The 12,676-nt window shown below is 66.0% G+C and carries 16 protein-coding genes; 12 read left to right on the top strand and 4 right to left on the bottom strand.

The genetic code is table 11. The features are described from left to right. Position 1 precedes the first annotated feature (1 nt). Both ASD42_RS22825 and ASD42_RS22820 read right to left on the bottom strand, forming a co-directional pair. Positions 2–610: a GDSL-type esterase/lipase family protein gene (locus ASD42_RS22825; protein ID WP_056820111.1), complete on the bottom strand. Its 609-nt coding sequence runs from the start codon at positions 608–610 to the stop codon at positions 2–4. A 312-nt stretch (positions 611–922) separates the two neighbouring features. Beyond that, on the bottom strand, positions 923–1,486 hold the full coding sequence (locus ASD42_RS22820; RefSeq protein WP_056820108.1) for a TetR family transcriptional regulator: 564 nt from the start codon (positions 1,484–1,486) through the stop codon (positions 923–925). 91 nt (positions 1,487–1,577) lie between these two features. Here ASD42_RS22820 and ASD42_RS22815 point away from each other — a divergent pair, with 91 nt between their 5' ends. The 3 genes from ASD42_RS22815 to ASD42_RS22805 are packed head-to-tail and all read left to right on the top strand — an operon-like array spanning position 1,578 to position 3,791. Next, positions 1,578–2,048, top strand: coding sequence for a DUF4334 domain-containing protein (locus ASD42_RS22815; protein ID WP_056820106.1), 471 nt, complete (start codon positions 1,578–1,580; stop codon positions 2,046–2,048). Continuing rightward, positions 2,048–3,136 (top strand): NAD(P)-dependent alcohol dehydrogenase, encoded by a 1,089-nt coding sequence (locus ASD42_RS22810; RefSeq protein ID WP_056820103.1) that lies wholly within the window; start codon positions 2,048–2,050, stop codon positions 3,134–3,136. Before ASD42_RS22815 ends, ASD42_RS22810 begins: the two co-directional genes overlap by 1 nt. Before the next feature lie 25 nt (positions 3,137–3,161). Continuing rightward, positions 3,162–3,791, top strand: coding sequence for a TetR/AcrR family transcriptional regulator (locus tag ASD42_RS22805; protein ID WP_056820100.1), 630 nt, complete (start codon positions 3,162–3,164; stop codon positions 3,789–3,791). 12 nt (positions 3,792–3,803) lie between these two features. On the opposite strand, the gene ASD42_RS22800 is transcribed toward ASD42_RS22805, so the two are convergent. Continuing rightward, positions 3,804–4,463, bottom strand: coding sequence for a TetR/AcrR family transcriptional regulator (locus ASD42_RS22800; RefSeq protein ID WP_056820097.1), 660 nt, complete (start codon positions 4,461–4,463; stop codon positions 3,804–3,806). A 140-nt stretch (positions 4,464–4,603) separates the two neighbouring features. Between ASD42_RS22800 and ASD42_RS22795 the strand changes: the two genes are divergently transcribed. The 8 genes from ASD42_RS22795 (at position 4,604) to ASD42_RS22760 (ending at position 11,347) form a co-directional block, all read left to right on the top strand. Further along, on the top strand, positions 4,604–5,398 hold the full coding sequence (locus tag ASD42_RS22795; RefSeq protein ID WP_056820094.1) for an alpha/beta fold hydrolase: 795 nt from the start codon (positions 4,604–4,606) through the stop codon (positions 5,396–5,398). Continuing rightward, on the top strand, positions 5,395–6,843 hold the full coding sequence (locus tag ASD42_RS22790; protein WP_056820092.1) for a flavin-containing monooxygenase: 1,449 nt from the start codon (positions 5,395–5,397) through the stop codon (positions 6,841–6,843). Before ASD42_RS22795 ends, ASD42_RS22790 begins: the two co-directional genes overlap by 4 nt. Then, positions 6,840–8,504: a GMC family oxidoreductase gene (locus tag ASD42_RS22785; RefSeq protein ID WP_056820088.1), complete on the top strand. Its 1,665-nt coding sequence runs from the start codon at positions 6,840–6,842 to the stop codon at positions 8,502–8,504. Before ASD42_RS22790 ends, ASD42_RS22785 begins: the two co-directional genes overlap by 4 nt. 14 nt (positions 8,505–8,518) lie before the next feature. Next, positions 8,519–9,079 carry a DUF4334 domain-containing protein gene (locus tag ASD42_RS22780; RefSeq protein WP_056820085.1) on the top strand — a complete coding sequence of 187 codons (561 nt, stop codon included), beginning with the start codon at positions 8,519–8,521 and terminating at the stop codon, positions 9,077–9,079. Between the two features lie 52 nt (positions 9,080–9,131). After that, positions 9,132–9,434 (top strand): hypothetical protein, encoded by a 303-nt coding sequence (locus ASD42_RS22775; protein WP_056820083.1) that lies wholly within the window; start codon positions 9,132–9,134, stop codon positions 9,432–9,434. A 23-nt stretch (positions 9,435–9,457) separates the two neighbouring features. Next, positions 9,458–9,745, top strand: coding sequence for a hypothetical protein (locus ASD42_RS22770; protein ID WP_056820081.1), 288 nt, complete (start codon positions 9,458–9,460; stop codon positions 9,743–9,745). Between the two features lie 89 nt (positions 9,746–9,834). Beyond that, complete coding sequence (locus tag ASD42_RS22765) at positions 9,835–11,079, top strand: MFS transporter (protein ID WP_056820078.1); 1,245 nt, start codon at positions 9,835–9,837, stop codon at positions 11,077–11,079. Beyond that, positions 11,066–11,347, top strand: coding sequence for a hypothetical protein (locus ASD42_RS22760; RefSeq protein ID WP_156677541.1), 282 nt, complete (start codon positions 11,066–11,068; stop codon positions 11,345–11,347). Before ASD42_RS22765 ends, ASD42_RS22760 begins: the two co-directional genes overlap by 14 nt. On the opposite strand, the gene ASD42_RS22755 is transcribed toward ASD42_RS22760, so the two are convergent. Then, a complete protein-coding gene (locus tag ASD42_RS22755) occupies positions 11,327–11,686 on the bottom strand; it encodes a hypothetical protein (RefSeq protein WP_056820073.1) in 360 nt (119 codons plus the stop codon). The genes ASD42_RS22760 and ASD42_RS22755 overlap by 21 nt on opposite strands. A gap of 365 nt (positions 11,687–12,051) precedes the next feature. On the opposite strand from ASD42_RS22755, the gene ASD42_RS22750 reads away from it, so the two are divergent. Continuing rightward, positions 12,052–12,600: a DUF1062 domain-containing protein gene (locus tag ASD42_RS22750; RefSeq protein WP_056820070.1), complete on the top strand. Its 549-nt coding sequence runs from the start codon at positions 12,052–12,054 to the stop codon at positions 12,598–12,600. Positions 12,601–12,676 lie beyond the last annotated feature (76 nt).

Here is a 12,676-nt window from a genome sequence, read left to right as displayed (position 1 = left end):
CTCACAGACGAGGCCGGGCGATCCACGAGTGCCACCCGCCATCGAGGATCAGCTCGGCCAAGCGCTGGTACCCGGCACTGCCGGGGTGGGCGCCGTCGCCCGCTGCGGCTTCGTCGGCCCAGATCGGGTCTTCCGCCAATTGCTTGGTGGCGGCGACGAAGGGCACGTCACGCGAGCCGCACAGCTCCGCCATGGCGTCGGCGAGTTCCACCGTTCGGCGCAGGTGTTCCTCGCCGCCGTCGATGACAGGCGGTGGGCCGATCACCAGTGGATGAATCGCGCGCTCGCGGCTTTCGGTCAGGAGGGTCGCGAGGTTGTCCAGGCAGCGCGCCTTGCCGACCCGGACGTGGCCGTCCTCCACGACCGCGTCGTTGCTGCCGAAGGAGATCACCAGGCGATTGTCGGCGCCGGGCAGCACGCGCGGATCGACTTCGCGCCAGCAGCGACGCAGGACATCGTCGGAGGTGTTGCGTCGGATGCCGAGGTTGAACGCGGTGATGCCGGGGCCGGTCGCGGTGAGGACGCGGCCGACCCAGCCGCGGTACTCCGGGTCACCGATGCCCTGGACGAAGGAGTCCCCGATGAAGCAGATGCGTAGATCCCCGTTCATTCCGGCAACTGTACGAGGTGGGGGAGCGGGGCCGTGCTGCCCGGTCCGGCCGGTGGTGGGGGAGCGCGTTTACCAAGGAGCCGTACAGGTTTGAATCGTCCTGGTCATTCCGGTTCGATTGGTCGAGGGCCACGTCGACGATCTTGGTTACCGCAACTCCTGATTTATTTAATGCAGATACGCAGATATGCGCATTTATACATGTGTTCCACTCATCCGTCATCCCGACTTGCACACAGACAAACCATCTCCAAAAGAACACAAGGAGGCCGGGGGAGCTCCCAGCTGGTTGGTCTCCGTGGGTACCGGTTGTTAGCGAGGGGTCACAATGCGTGCGACGGCCGACACCATCGCCGAGCGCTGCTCTGCCAGGCGGTCGCGGCCGGCGACGACTGTTCCGGCCCGGGCGTGGGCGGCTGATGTGCGAGCCAGGTCGGTGAGCATGTGCAGCAGGATCGTGGCCGGGATATCGGTGGTGACGAGGCCTTCGTGCTGGCCGCGTCGGAGTTCGACGAGTTTCGCGTCGATGGTGCGCCGCAGGACCTGGGGAATATCGCCGGACGGCTCGAGTTCGGACCAGGCTTGTAGCCGGGCGTTGTCGGGGTGGGCGATGAAGTGGTCGAACAGGCGGCCCACATAGGCGGGAAGGTCGTCGGCGGACATGGCGGCTTCGCTACTGGTCTCGGTGGTCCAGCGTTCGGTGACAGCGGCGTAGAGCTCGTCCTTGCCGGGGAAGTACGCGTAGAGCCGGTCCTTGCTGGCGTGCGCGGCGGCCGCGATGCGGTTGATCCGAGCACCGGCGATGCCGAATTCGGCGAACTCCGCTTTCGCCGCGGTGAGTATTCGCTCCCGTGTTGCCTGACCTGCTGCCCGCATGAGCCGAAGCGTACCCCTTGCCGAACCATCTGGTTCGGAACTATGGTCCCATGTGAACCGGACGGTTCTGAACTCTGTGAGACGAGGCTTGATGAGCGCGGACAAACCACGGTGGCAGCAGCTCAGGGAGCAGACAGACGGTGTCGATACCGCCGATCTGGACCAGCTGTGGACCCGGCTACGCCCGGCTCGCGCCGAGGAGATCCTCGGTGAATGGCGCGGCGACGCGTTCCAGACCGGTCACCCGCTGTGTCGCGCGCTGCCTGCCAGCCGCTGGTACGGCAAGAATTTCCTCGCTCTCGACGACGCGAAGCCACTGATGTGCCGAGCCGAGGACGGCACCTTGTTCTCGAATGTCGAGCTGGGACAGGGCGAGGCGACCCTGTGGAATGTCGAGTTCCGCGGCGAGGTCACCGCGACCATGGTCTACGACGGCCGCGCGGTGTTCGACCACTTCAAGTGGCTCGATGACACCACCTTGATGGGCATCATGAACGGGCGCCCCGAACTGGTTCTCTCCCGCGGCGAATACTTCTACTTCCTGCTGGAACGGGTCTCCTGATGCACACAACGGCGGTGTTGTCGCGCGATCCGTCGGCGGAGTTCTCGATCGAGCCGATCGAGGTCGACGAGCCCCGTGCCGGGGAGATCCTGGTGCGGATCGTCGCCGCCGGGATCTGCCACACCGATCTGGTCAGTCGCCGCGCGGGTGCCGTGGATCGTCCGATTCTGCTCGGACACGAGGGTGCGGGCATCGTCGCGGCGGTCGGGTCCGACGTGCGTACGGTCCGGCCCGGCGATCATGTCGTGCTGACCTTCCGGCACTGCGGCGCCTGTCGCAACTGCGCGGCCGGTCGTCCCGCCTACTGCCACCGCGCGACCGCACTCAACCAATTCGGACGACGCGCGCACGACACACCCCGGGCGCTTGTCGACGGTTCTCCGGTGCTGGACGGATTCTTCGGTCAGTCGAGTTTCGCCGGCTACGCGTTGACCACCGAGGACAACACGATCGTGATCGACCCGGCGATCGACCTCGCGGTGGCGGCGCCGTTCGGTTGCGGTTTCCAGACCGGTGCGGGCGCTGTGCTGAACGCGTTGCGCCCGGAGTCGGGTGCGTGGGTCGCTGTGTACGGGGCGGGCGCGGTCGGGATGGCGGGTTTGCTCGCTGCTCGGTCGATTCCCGACGTGCGCGTGGTCGTTGTCGAAACATCTGCCGCGCGGCGGGAACTGGCTGTCGAGCTCGGCGCTGACGCGGCGCTGGATCCCGCCGACGGGCCCACCGCGCCACGTATCCGCGAACTCACAGACGGCGGTGCGACGCACGCGCTCGATACGACCGGTGTCGCCGCTGTTCTCGGCGATGCCGTCGCCGCGCTCGCTGTCGGTACCACGGTGGTGGCCGTCGGTCTCGGCCGTGGCGCGCCACCGGTCGATATCGGTGATCTCGTGCTGCACGGTAAGGTGATTCGTGGCTGCCTCGAAGGCGACAGCGTGCCTGCCGCCTTCATTCCCCAGCTGCTCGATCTGTACGCGGCAGGTCGCTTCCCGGTCGAGCGCCTCATCGCTCGGTACCCGCACACCGAGGTCGGCGCCGCGCTGGCCGACCAGCGCGCGGGCGCTGTCGTCAAACCGGTGCTCACATGGTGAGCACCCTCGAATCCTCGGACACCCCATGACACTTCTCTTCGATGACGCCCCGGCTGTCGAGGGCGCCGAGACGGCTGCCCGCACCCAGCGACGACTCGCAGTGTTGAGCGCCGCGCGTTCGGTCTTCGTCGCCCACGGCTACCACGGGGCGAGCATGGACGACATCGGTATCAGGGCCGGGATGAGCAAGCCGGTGTTGTACACGCACTACGCGAGCAAGCTCGATCTCTATCTCGCTGTGTTGCAGGGCTATCTGGACCGGATGGTCGACGGTATCCGGGACGCGCTGGCCGACGCCGACGGTCAAGAGGACAAGGTGCGCCGTGCGGTGCTGGCCTATTTCGATTTCGTCGACGAGGACGCCGGTGGGCACACCCTGGTCTTCGAGTCGCCGGTGCCGAGTGAGCCGTGTGTGCGGTGGCGGGTGCGTAATGCCATGGGTGAATGCGCGGTGCTGGTCAGCGCGGAGCTGCGCGCCGCGGGTATGGATGACGTCCGTGCCTACGCGTGTGCGTTCGGGGTGGTGGGCGCCAGCCATCTCGCGGCTCGGCAGTGGCTCGACACGGGTCGTCCGATTCCGATGGTCGAGGCTGTCGACACTGTCGTGGCGCTGTGCTGGAACGGTTTGTCCGGCGTGGAGACTACGGGCGACTAGAGGCGCGAGTGGTCAGCTCGCGCCGATGGGCAGCGGGCTTCCGTCGAGGAGTTCATCGCTGGGGAGCTGTCCGGCGAGTACCGCCAGGGCGCGCTTCCATCGGCGCAGTACCGCCTCGCGTTCGCCGAGTGTTCCGGTGAGCATGGCGGTCATCGAGAGACCGGTGAGCATGTCGATGGTGAATTCGACGAGGACCTCAGCGCGCGGGTCCGACGCATAGGGCTCGCCGAGTACTTGCAGGTAGAGCCTGCGCATTTCGGTGAATACGCGACGTTCCTCGGTGACGAGCTGGTCGCGGAGTTCGGTGTCGGTGCGCGCGGCGACCCAGAGGTCGAGTGCGATGAAGAAGGCGGGGCTGTTGAGGTCGCGCCAGGCGAGGTCGACGACGGATTGCAGTCGGTCGCGGCCGGGCGGGAGTAGTTCGGCTTCGCGCCGGAACTTCTCGAGCCGGATGTCGACCACTTCGGTGGTGGCGGCGATTAGCAGTTCGGCTCTGGTGGGGAAGTGGTGCTGCACGGTGCCGCGGGCGAGCCCGGCGCGTTCCTGGACCGCGCTGACGGTGGTCGCCGCGTAGCCGCGTTCGAGCAGGCATTCGGCAGTACAGGCCAAGATTCTGGCGCGGGTCGATGCCCGACGTTCGGCCTGGGTGCGGCGCGGTGGTTGCACGGTCACCTGAGAAATCGTACGTCCTGCCGACAAGATTCGGTAGATTGGGTGAAATGTGTCGGCGGTCACCCCTTGACGACGGCTGATCGAGCTGGTGCAATCAACATACCGTACGCAGTAACTGTTTCTCTGGATGAAAGGCTGCGATGACGCAGATCTCTCACCTCCGCCGGGGTAGTGGTGCGCCGATCGTGCTGGTGCACGGCCTCGGCAGTCGCTGGCAGGTCTTCGCGCCGATCATCGACCTACTGGCCGATCAGCACGAGGTCATCGCGATCGACCTACCCGGTTTCGGTGACTCGCCGGCGCTCGACGATGTCCGGCCGGGTCCGCGCGGGTACGCCGCCTGGCTCACGCGCTGGCTGGCGGACAACGAAATTCGACGCCCGCACGTGGTAGGCAGCTCCATGGGTGGTGGCATCGCCATCGAATTGGGTCGCACCGGAGTCGCGTCCGGGGTCACCGCGTTCTCACCGGTCGGCTTCTACGGGCCCGTCGGACGCCGGTGGACTCAGGTCCTGCTCACCAGCATGCGTGGTGCCGCCCGTACCGCCGGACCGACATTGGACCGGCTGGTCGAATACCCCGCGGGCCGCAGGATCCTGCTCTCGAGCATGTTCGGTCACCCGGTCGGCGTCGACCCCGATGCCGCTCGGAGCGACTTGGCCGGGCTGGCCGGTGCCACCTCCTTCGCGGCCGCGCGCGACGACTTCGGCAATTACGTCCTCGATCCCGGCGACGACCGTGGCTCGTTGGGTGAGATTCCGGTGACGATCGCGTGGGGCACCCGCGACGTCGTGCTCGTGCACCGCACCCAGAGCGCGCGTGCGCGCGTGGTGTTGCCGTTCGCGCGCCATCTCGACCTTCCCGGCTGCGGGCACCTCCCGTTCAGCGACGACCCCGATACCTGTGCTCGCATCGTTCTCGAAGGGACCTCATGACCCCGTCCATTGCAGTCATCGGCAGCGGGTTCGGCGGCTTGGCGGCTGTCATCGAACTGAAGAAGCGCGGCTTCGATGACATCGTCGTGTTCGAGAAGGCTGACGATGTCGGTGGCGTCTGGCGGGAGAACACCTATCCCGGTGCTGCCTGTGATGTGCCGTCCCCGTTCTACTCGTACTCTTTCGAACCGAATCCGCGCTGGCCGCACCGATTCTCACGGCAGCCGGTGATTCTCGATTACATCAGGCACGTCGCCGACAAATACGATGTCCGCCGTCATATCCGCTTCGGTGTCGAGGTGCTCGGAGCCGCGTTCGACGACGCGACCGGCAAGTGGACCGTCCGGCTCAGTGGCGGGGACACCGTGGTGGTCGATGTTCTGGTGTCGGCGGTCGGGCAGCTGTCGCGGCCCGCCGTGCCGACGATCGATGGTCGAGACAGCTTCGGCGGCAGTAGTTTCCACTCCGCCGAGTGGAACCACGACATCGACCTGACCGGTAAGCGTGTGGCTGTCATCGGCACCGGGGCGAGCGCGATCCAGTTCGTTCCCGAGGTGCAACAGCAGGTCGAGAAGCTGACGCTGTTCCAGCGGACCGCGCCCTACATCATCCCGCGCCCTGATCGGGAGTTCTCCGAGCGCCATCACCGGGTGTTCGAGAAGGTGCCGGTGACCGAGCTCGCCGAACGCGCGACCTGGTACGGCGTGGTCGAAGGGCTCAGCGTCGCCTGGGTGTACTCCAAACCGCTCGCCGCCGCGATCAAGGCCGTGTCGAAGTGGCATATGCGCAGGCAGACCAAGACCAAGCCGGGTCTTTTCGAGAAGGTCTGGCCGGACTATCCGGTCGGGTGCAAGCGAATCCTGTTCTCCGACAATTATCTTCCCGCCCTGGCAGAAGCGAACGTGGAGGTGACCACCGAGCGGATCGCCGAGATCACCCCCTCGGGTGTGCGCACCGTGGACGGGCGTGACCACGAGGTCGACGTCATCATCTGGGGCACCGGTTTCACCAGCACGGAGTTCTTGGCCCCGATGACCATCACGGGCGCGCAGGGCAGGGAACTGACGCAGGAGTGGGACAGCGGCGCGCACGCCTACTACGGGATGACCGTGCCGCGGTTTCCGAACCTGTTCATCATGTACGGCCCCAACACCAATACCGGTGGCGGTTCGATCATCTACTTCCTGGAAGCGCAGGCGAAGTACCTCGGCGACTATGTCGCCCATCTCGCGGCGTCCGGTCGCGCGCTGACGGTTCGTCCGGACGTGGAACAGGCCTACGACGAGCGGATCCAGGCGCAGCTCACCGGAAGCGTGTGGACCCGGTGTTCGTCGTGGTATCGCCAGGCCGACGGCCGCATCACGACCAACTGGCCATTGCTCGGAATCCAATACAAGAAACAGGCGCGGTTCGATCCCGCCGACTATGAGGTGGTGTCACGATGAGCGACTACGACTACGACGTGATCGTCGTCGGTTCCGGTTTCGGTGGCAGCGTGACCGCGCTGCGGCTGACCGAAAAGGGCTATCGGGTAGGTGTGCTCGAATCCGGTAGGCGCTGGAACGCCGAGGACTATCCGAAGACCAACTGGAACATTCCCAAGGCCATCTGGGCGCCGCGCCTGGGTCTGACCGGACCGCAGCGGATCAGCGCGCTGGGTAAGTGCCTGGTCTTCAGCGGTTCGGGCGTGGGCGGCGGGTCGCTGATCTATGGCAACACGCTCTACGAACCGCTGCCGGAGTTCTATCGCGATCGCGCGTGGGCCCACATCACCGATTGGAAGTCCGAGCTCGCGCCGTACTACGACCAGGCCGCGCGGATGCTGGGCGTGGTGGAGAATCCGCGGATCGGGCCGAAGGACGACGTGCTGTTGCAGGTCGCACGGGATCTGAAGGTCGCCGACACCTTCCATCGCACCCATGTCGGTGTCTTCTTCAACGAGGGTTCCGAGGGCGTGGAGGTCGATGACCCGTACTTCGGCGGCGCCGGTCCGCGCCGGGCGGGGTGTATCCACTGCTCGGAGTGCTTCACCGGCTGCAAGCACAATGCCAAGAACACCACCACGCTCAATTACCTGCACCTGGCCGAGAGCAACGGCGCGCAGGTGCACCCGTTGACCACGGTGACGGCGGTAACCCCCGACGGTAACGGCGGTTATCGCGTGGAGACGGTGCAGTCCAACGGTTGGGTGCGCAAGCAGCGTCGCACGTTCACCGCCCAGCAGGTGGTGTTCGCGGCGGCGGCTCTCGGCACCCAGAAGTTGCTGCACAAGCTGCGCGGTGACGGCACGCTGCCGGAGTTGTCCTCGCGGCTCGGCGAGCTGACGCGCAGTAACTCCGAGGCGATCATCGGCGTCACCAGCAAGTCCCGCCACGACTTCGCCCAGGGTGTGGCGATCACGTCGTCCATTCACCCGGAACCGCAGACGCACGTGGAGGTGTGCACCTACGGCAAGGGGCAGAACGCGCTGTTCGTGCAGACGGTGCCGATGATCGACGGCGGGGCGTTCCGGTTCCTGCGGCTGTTGCTGACGATTCTTTTGCATCCGGTGCAATTCGTGCGTTCGCAGAACGCGCACGGTGCGTCGGAGCGGTCGGTGATCTTGCTGGTCATGCAATCGCTGGACAATTCGCTGACTTCGTATCTGAAGGGCAAGCGGTTGGTGACCAAACAGGGCAGTGGTGAGCCGAATCCGGAGTGGATTCCCATGGCGCACGATATCGCCCGGCGCTACGCGGCCGAGTCCGACGGCATCACCGGCAACATCGCCACCGATATCTTCAATATCCCCGCGACCGCGCACTACATCGGTGGTTGCACCATCGGCGACTCCCGCGATACCGGCGTGATCGATCCTTACCAGCGCGTCTACGGCTATCCCGGCCTGCACATCGCCGACGGCAGCGCCATCACCGCCAATCTCGGCGTGAATCCGTCGCTGACCATCACCGCGCAGGCCGAGCGTGCGATGGCGTTCTGGCCCAACAAGGGTGAGCCGGATCCGCGTCCTGATCTCGGAGCCGCCTACCAGCGGATCAGTCCGGTCGCCCCGGAACGTCCCGCGGTGCCCGCGACCGCGCCCGGCGCGCTCCGACTGCCTGCCTGAAAGAGAGGATCTTCATGACGATCGACCAACTCACCGCGCTCGAACCCGTCTGTTCCCGGGAGGCGGCGCTGGCGCTGTTCGACAGTCTGCCGCCGGTGCCCGCGTCCCAGCTCAGTGGCCGCTGGCACGGTCGCGAGCTGGCCACCGGGCATCCGATGGACGGCCTGCTCGTGGCGTCGGGCTGGTACGGCAAGCAGTTCGACGGCATCGACAGTGTGCATCCGCTGCTGTTCCGTGACCGGTCGGGCGACATCTTCGCTGTCGATCCGCAGAAGGTGCCGTTGGGCCTGGTCGGTAAGGTGCCGACCTCGATTGTGGACCGGGGTCGCGGACTGCTCGGGCTGTTGAAGCCGGCGTTGCGCGCTCGCGACTATCGGGCGCGGTTGCGCTCGGTCGAGCATCGCGGGGTCGTCACCACGGCGATGGTGTACGACCATCGGGCGATCATCGATGTGTTCCGTCGGGTCGACGACAACACAGTCTTGGGCCTGATGGATTACCGCGATTTCCCCGAGCCGTACTTTTTCGTGCTCGCTCGCGAGAAAACGCACGAGGGTGGTCGTTTGCCCGAGTGAATCGGGGGTACGCGCCGGATGGGGAGAACCCTCATCGAAAGGAGGCCGTGCCATGACTGACTACATCGATCCCCATCAACACAAGTTTCCCGATACCGAACGCACGACGCGCTCGCACGCCGGGGAGTTGGTCCAGGACTCGCTCAATTGGCCGGGGCTGTTGCTTCTCGGGATCGGCATCGTGATGCTCGCGGCCACCCTGACGGCGGCCGGTTCCGGATTTGTCGGATGGGCGGTGATCGCCGGAATCCTCACTGGTGTGTGTTTGCTGCTCGGAATCGGGATCGTGCTCGCCGAGCATCGCCGGATCAAGGTGGGTGAGGGACTGCATCTCACGGATCCGTGTGGTCACTGACGTCGGACAACGAGAGGACGCCGATGGACGAATGTGTCGAGCCCGGACGGATCACCGTCGACTATTCGCATCTGTTCCCCGGCGTGGTGGTACGCGCCGATCGAATAGCCGACGAGTTCGACGTGGTGTTCTCCGATGGTGTGCGCACCGAGGCGGGGATTCTGCATGACGACGACGGGAGCGCTGCGCTGGATGTGGTCGGCTACGCCACGGCCGCGGGGACGATGTTGCCCGGTCGGATCTGGCCGATCATTTCGATCGAGGATGTCGGGTCCGAGGTGAACATCGCGCTGGGACCCTACTTGCGTTGAGGACAGGGTTTCGGTGATGCGGGACGCGCTCGGTACTTCGGCGTCCTAATAACTGGACCTTCGTCCACTTATGCCGCAGTGTGATGCCCATGAGTGAGCATCCCGCGCAACGGCGCACGCTGGCGGTGTTGGTCGCGGCGCAGATCTTCAGTGGCGCGGGGCTTGCCGCGGGAATCACAGTCGGCGCGCTGCTGGCGCAAGAAATGCTCGGTTCCACCGGGCTGGCCGGGTTGCCCAGCGCGATGTTCACCGTCGGGTCGGCTGCCGCCGCGGTCGGGGTGGGTCGGATCTCGCAGCGGGCCGGGCGTCGGGTGGGCCTTACGCTCGGGTATCTGACGGGCGGCCTGGGAAGTTTCGGGGTGGTGGCGGCCGCGGTGACCGAGAGCCTGCCGTTGCTGTTCGTCTCGCTGATCGTCTACGGGGCGGGCACCGCGACCAGTCTGCAAGCGCGATACGCCGGCGCCGATCTGGCGCAGCCCGCCCATCGGGCGCGCGCCATCAGCACGGTATTGGTGGCGACGACAGTGGGTGCGGTGGTCGGGCCCAATCTCACGACGCCGATGTCGAATATGGCTGTGCGGTACGGTATTCCAGCATTGTCGGGTCCGTTCGTGCTGTCTGGGGTGGCCTATGTGCTCGCGGCGCTGGTGCTGTGGGTGATGTTGCGCCCGGATCCGCTCGTGCTCGCCCGCACCCTCGTCGAGTCGCCCGGCGAGGCTGTCGTGCCGGACGCTCCGACGCGGTGGTCGGCGCCGATCGTGGCCGGGTCGACGGTGATGATCGTGACGCAGTTGGTCATGGCCGCGGTCATGACGATGACTCCGATCCATATGCAGCATCACGGGCACGGTGTCGGCGCGGCGGGGTTTGTGATCGCGGTGCACGTCGCGGGCATGTATCTACCGTCGTTGCTGTCGGGAGTGCTCGTCGATCGGTTCGGGTCGGGGCTGGTGGCCGTGGCGGCCGCGGGCACGCTGGTCGCCGCCGGCTCAGCCGCGGCACTCGCCCCGCCGAGTTCGGTGGCGGCGCTGGCGGTGGCGCTCGGGCTGCTCGGGATCGGCTGGAATCTGGGGTTGGTCGCGGGGACGACGATGATCGCGGATGCGACGCCGGTCGCCACCCGTGCGCGCACGCAGGGCACCGTCGATGTGGGCATCGCTGTCGCCGGTGCCGGGGGTGGACTCGGATCCGGGGTCATCGTGGCATTCGCCGACTACCCGGGTCTGGCGTTGCTCGGTGCCGGGATCGCCCTGCTGATCGTGCCCGCGTTGGCCTGGACCACTCGCCGTCCACGCATCCGCGACGAGACTTCGCCCGTGCATGCCGAAAGCTGAGGGCGGCAGGCCGGTGGGATCGTGGGATGATCTGGCGATGAAAGGTCAGACGAGTACCGGTCGGCTGTTGACACTGTTCGGCGGTGTCGCCCTCGTGATGCTGATGGTCAACTGGAGTCTGATACGCGCGGTCGCGTTCGCGGTGATCTGGGCGGTCGCGGCCGGTGTGCTGGTCTTACGTGACCGGCGCCGTGGGGCCGAGGACATCGATGAGACCTCGGCCGCCGAGGCTTCCGATGCCGGCGCCTCAGGCTCCGGCGAGCGCTGAGGCCAAATTCGGCACATCCAGAGCCTGCAAAGCCTGCTGGCGCACATCAACGCAGTGCTTCAGCGTGACCGTATCGATCACCTCGCGATTGCGAACCACCGCGACATTGATGCCGCCGCTGCGCGCCGCCCAGTTCTGCACCGTGGCGTTGAATGACACCCGCGCGACATTGAACCCCTGTTGACGCCAATTATCGAGATCCGGCGCCAGCATCTCGCACAGGTGCACGCCGGCCGCATCGGAGATCTCCGGTGCGCCCGCGGGCGACGGCGGTAACCCGGGATCCTGCGCGTCGGTGCTGGTGGCGCAGCCGGCAACAACCAGCAGCCCGATCAACATGGCGCCTCGTAGATGTGTGAACACGACCCGGTCCCTCCGGTAGAGGTTTGTCCTAGCTCAGTGCGAATGCCCGCCTCGCGCAGAGTCAAACAGTGGTCGGCGGTCGGAAATCGGTGGGGGAGGTAGGGATTCGTCTCGTGGTCGACCATGGCCGATCGGATGGGCAACGAGTCGACCGTCTGCTCGAAAACCGGTGGGACAACACCGCTGCGCGTCATTACGATGCTGCCGAACCGAGCCACCTAGCCGAGGACGCGCCGTTGTACATCCTGTGAGACCTCCCGAGCAGTGAATTTCACGCGCCGCGCATTTGTGCGCAGCGCGGTTCTTTGCTGCGGACTTCTCACCGAAACGGGTGTACTTCTATGCTCAAAATCTGGGTGGTCGTGCCCACCTGCCTGCCCCTCATTCGCCGCCGTTGCCACGCATGCGCATCCACGCGCTTCCGGGCCAGCAAGAAATTTCGCGTCAACGCACACCACAAACTCCTCGATGTGTGGCTCCTCGCGCGCTGTATCTCCTGCGGGGACACCACAAAACTCACGATCATGGAGCGGGTGAATGTGCGGTCGGTGCGATCCGAACTGCTGGACCGGATGCATGACAACGACCCTGACCTGACAGCCGAGTTACTCCAGGACCCAGTCGTGCAACGCCGCAATCGCATCTCCCTGGACTGGGACAACGCCTGGCGCCTCGACACCGGCGGGTCCGACCACCTCGACTGCGAGGTCATTGATGTGTCGGTTCTCTTCGCGGCGCGGATCCCTCTCCGGCCGGTACGACTGATCGCTGACGGTTTCGGGATCTCGCGAGCCCAGGTCGAGAAACTGATCGCCGACGGGAGTCTTGCCTCAGCAGTTCGCTTGAGCGGCAAGCTCTCCGGTGACTTCATCTTCACCCTGAAGCGCTGAGGCTTTCTGGTAGTTGGGTGCCCGTCCGGAGGATCTGCCGGACGGGCACCCAGCTGTGGCGGGCTGGGAAATGTCG

It is taken from the genome of Nocardia sp. Root136, assembly GCF_001427185.1.
Taxonomy (GTDB): domain Bacteria; phylum Actinomycetota; class Actinomycetes; order Mycobacteriales; family Mycobacteriaceae; genus Nocardia; species Nocardia salmonicida.
Note: the sequence above shows the minus strand (reverse complement) of the source record. Positions and strands in the feature narration are given on the sequence as shown.

Coding starts and splice junctions, on each gene's coding strand:
- ASD42_RS22805 (WP_056820100.1), top strand. CDS start 3,162: ATGACACTTCTCTTCGATGACGCCCCGGCTGTCGAGGGCGCCGAGACG.
- ASD42_RS22810 (WP_056820103.1), top strand. CDS start 2,048: ATGCACACAACGGCGGTGTTGTCGCGCGATCCGTCGGCGGAGTTCTCG.
- ASD42_RS22815 (WP_056820106.1), top strand. CDS start 1,578: ATGAGCGCGGACAAACCACGGTGGCAGCAGCTCAGGGAGCAGACAGAC.
- ASD42_RS22750 (WP_056820070.1), top strand. CDS start 12,052: ATGCTCAAAATCTGGGTGGTCGTGCCCACCTGCCTGCCCCTCATTCGC.
- ASD42_RS22780 (WP_056820085.1), top strand. CDS start 8,519: ATGACGATCGACCAACTCACCGCGCTCGAACCCGTCTGTTCCCGGGAG.
- ASD42_RS22825 (WP_056820111.1), bottom strand. CDS start 610: ATGAACGGGGATCTACGCATCTGCTTCATCGGGGACTCCTTCGTCCAG.
- ASD42_RS22820 (WP_056820108.1), bottom strand. CDS start 1,486: ATGCGGGCAGCAGGTCAGGCAACACGGGAGCGAATACTCACCGCGGCG.
- ASD42_RS22760 (WP_156677541.1), top strand. CDS start 11,066: ATGCCGAAAGCTGAGGGCGGCAGGCCGGTGGGATCGTGGGATGATCTG.
- ASD42_RS22790 (WP_056820092.1), top strand. CDS start 5,395: ATGACCCCGTCCATTGCAGTCATCGGCAGCGGGTTCGGCGGCTTGGCG.
- ASD42_RS22775 (WP_056820083.1), top strand. CDS start 9,132: ATGACTGACTACATCGATCCCCATCAACACAAGTTTCCCGATACCGAA.
- ASD42_RS22795 (WP_056820094.1), top strand. CDS start 4,604: ATGACGCAGATCTCTCACCTCCGCCGGGGTAGTGGTGCGCCGATCGTG.
- ASD42_RS22785 (WP_056820088.1), top strand. CDS start 6,840: ATGAGCGACTACGACTACGACGTGATCGTCGTCGGTTCCGGTTTCGGT.
- ASD42_RS22770 (WP_056820081.1), top strand. CDS start 9,458: ATGGACGAATGTGTCGAGCCCGGACGGATCACCGTCGACTATTCGCAT.
- ASD42_RS22765 (WP_056820078.1), top strand. CDS start 9,835: ATGAGTGAGCATCCCGCGCAACGGCGCACGCTGGCGGTGTTGGTCGCG.
- ASD42_RS22755 (WP_056820073.1), bottom strand. CDS start 11,686: ATGTTGATCGGGCTGCTGGTTGTTGCCGGCTGCGCCACCAGCACCGAC.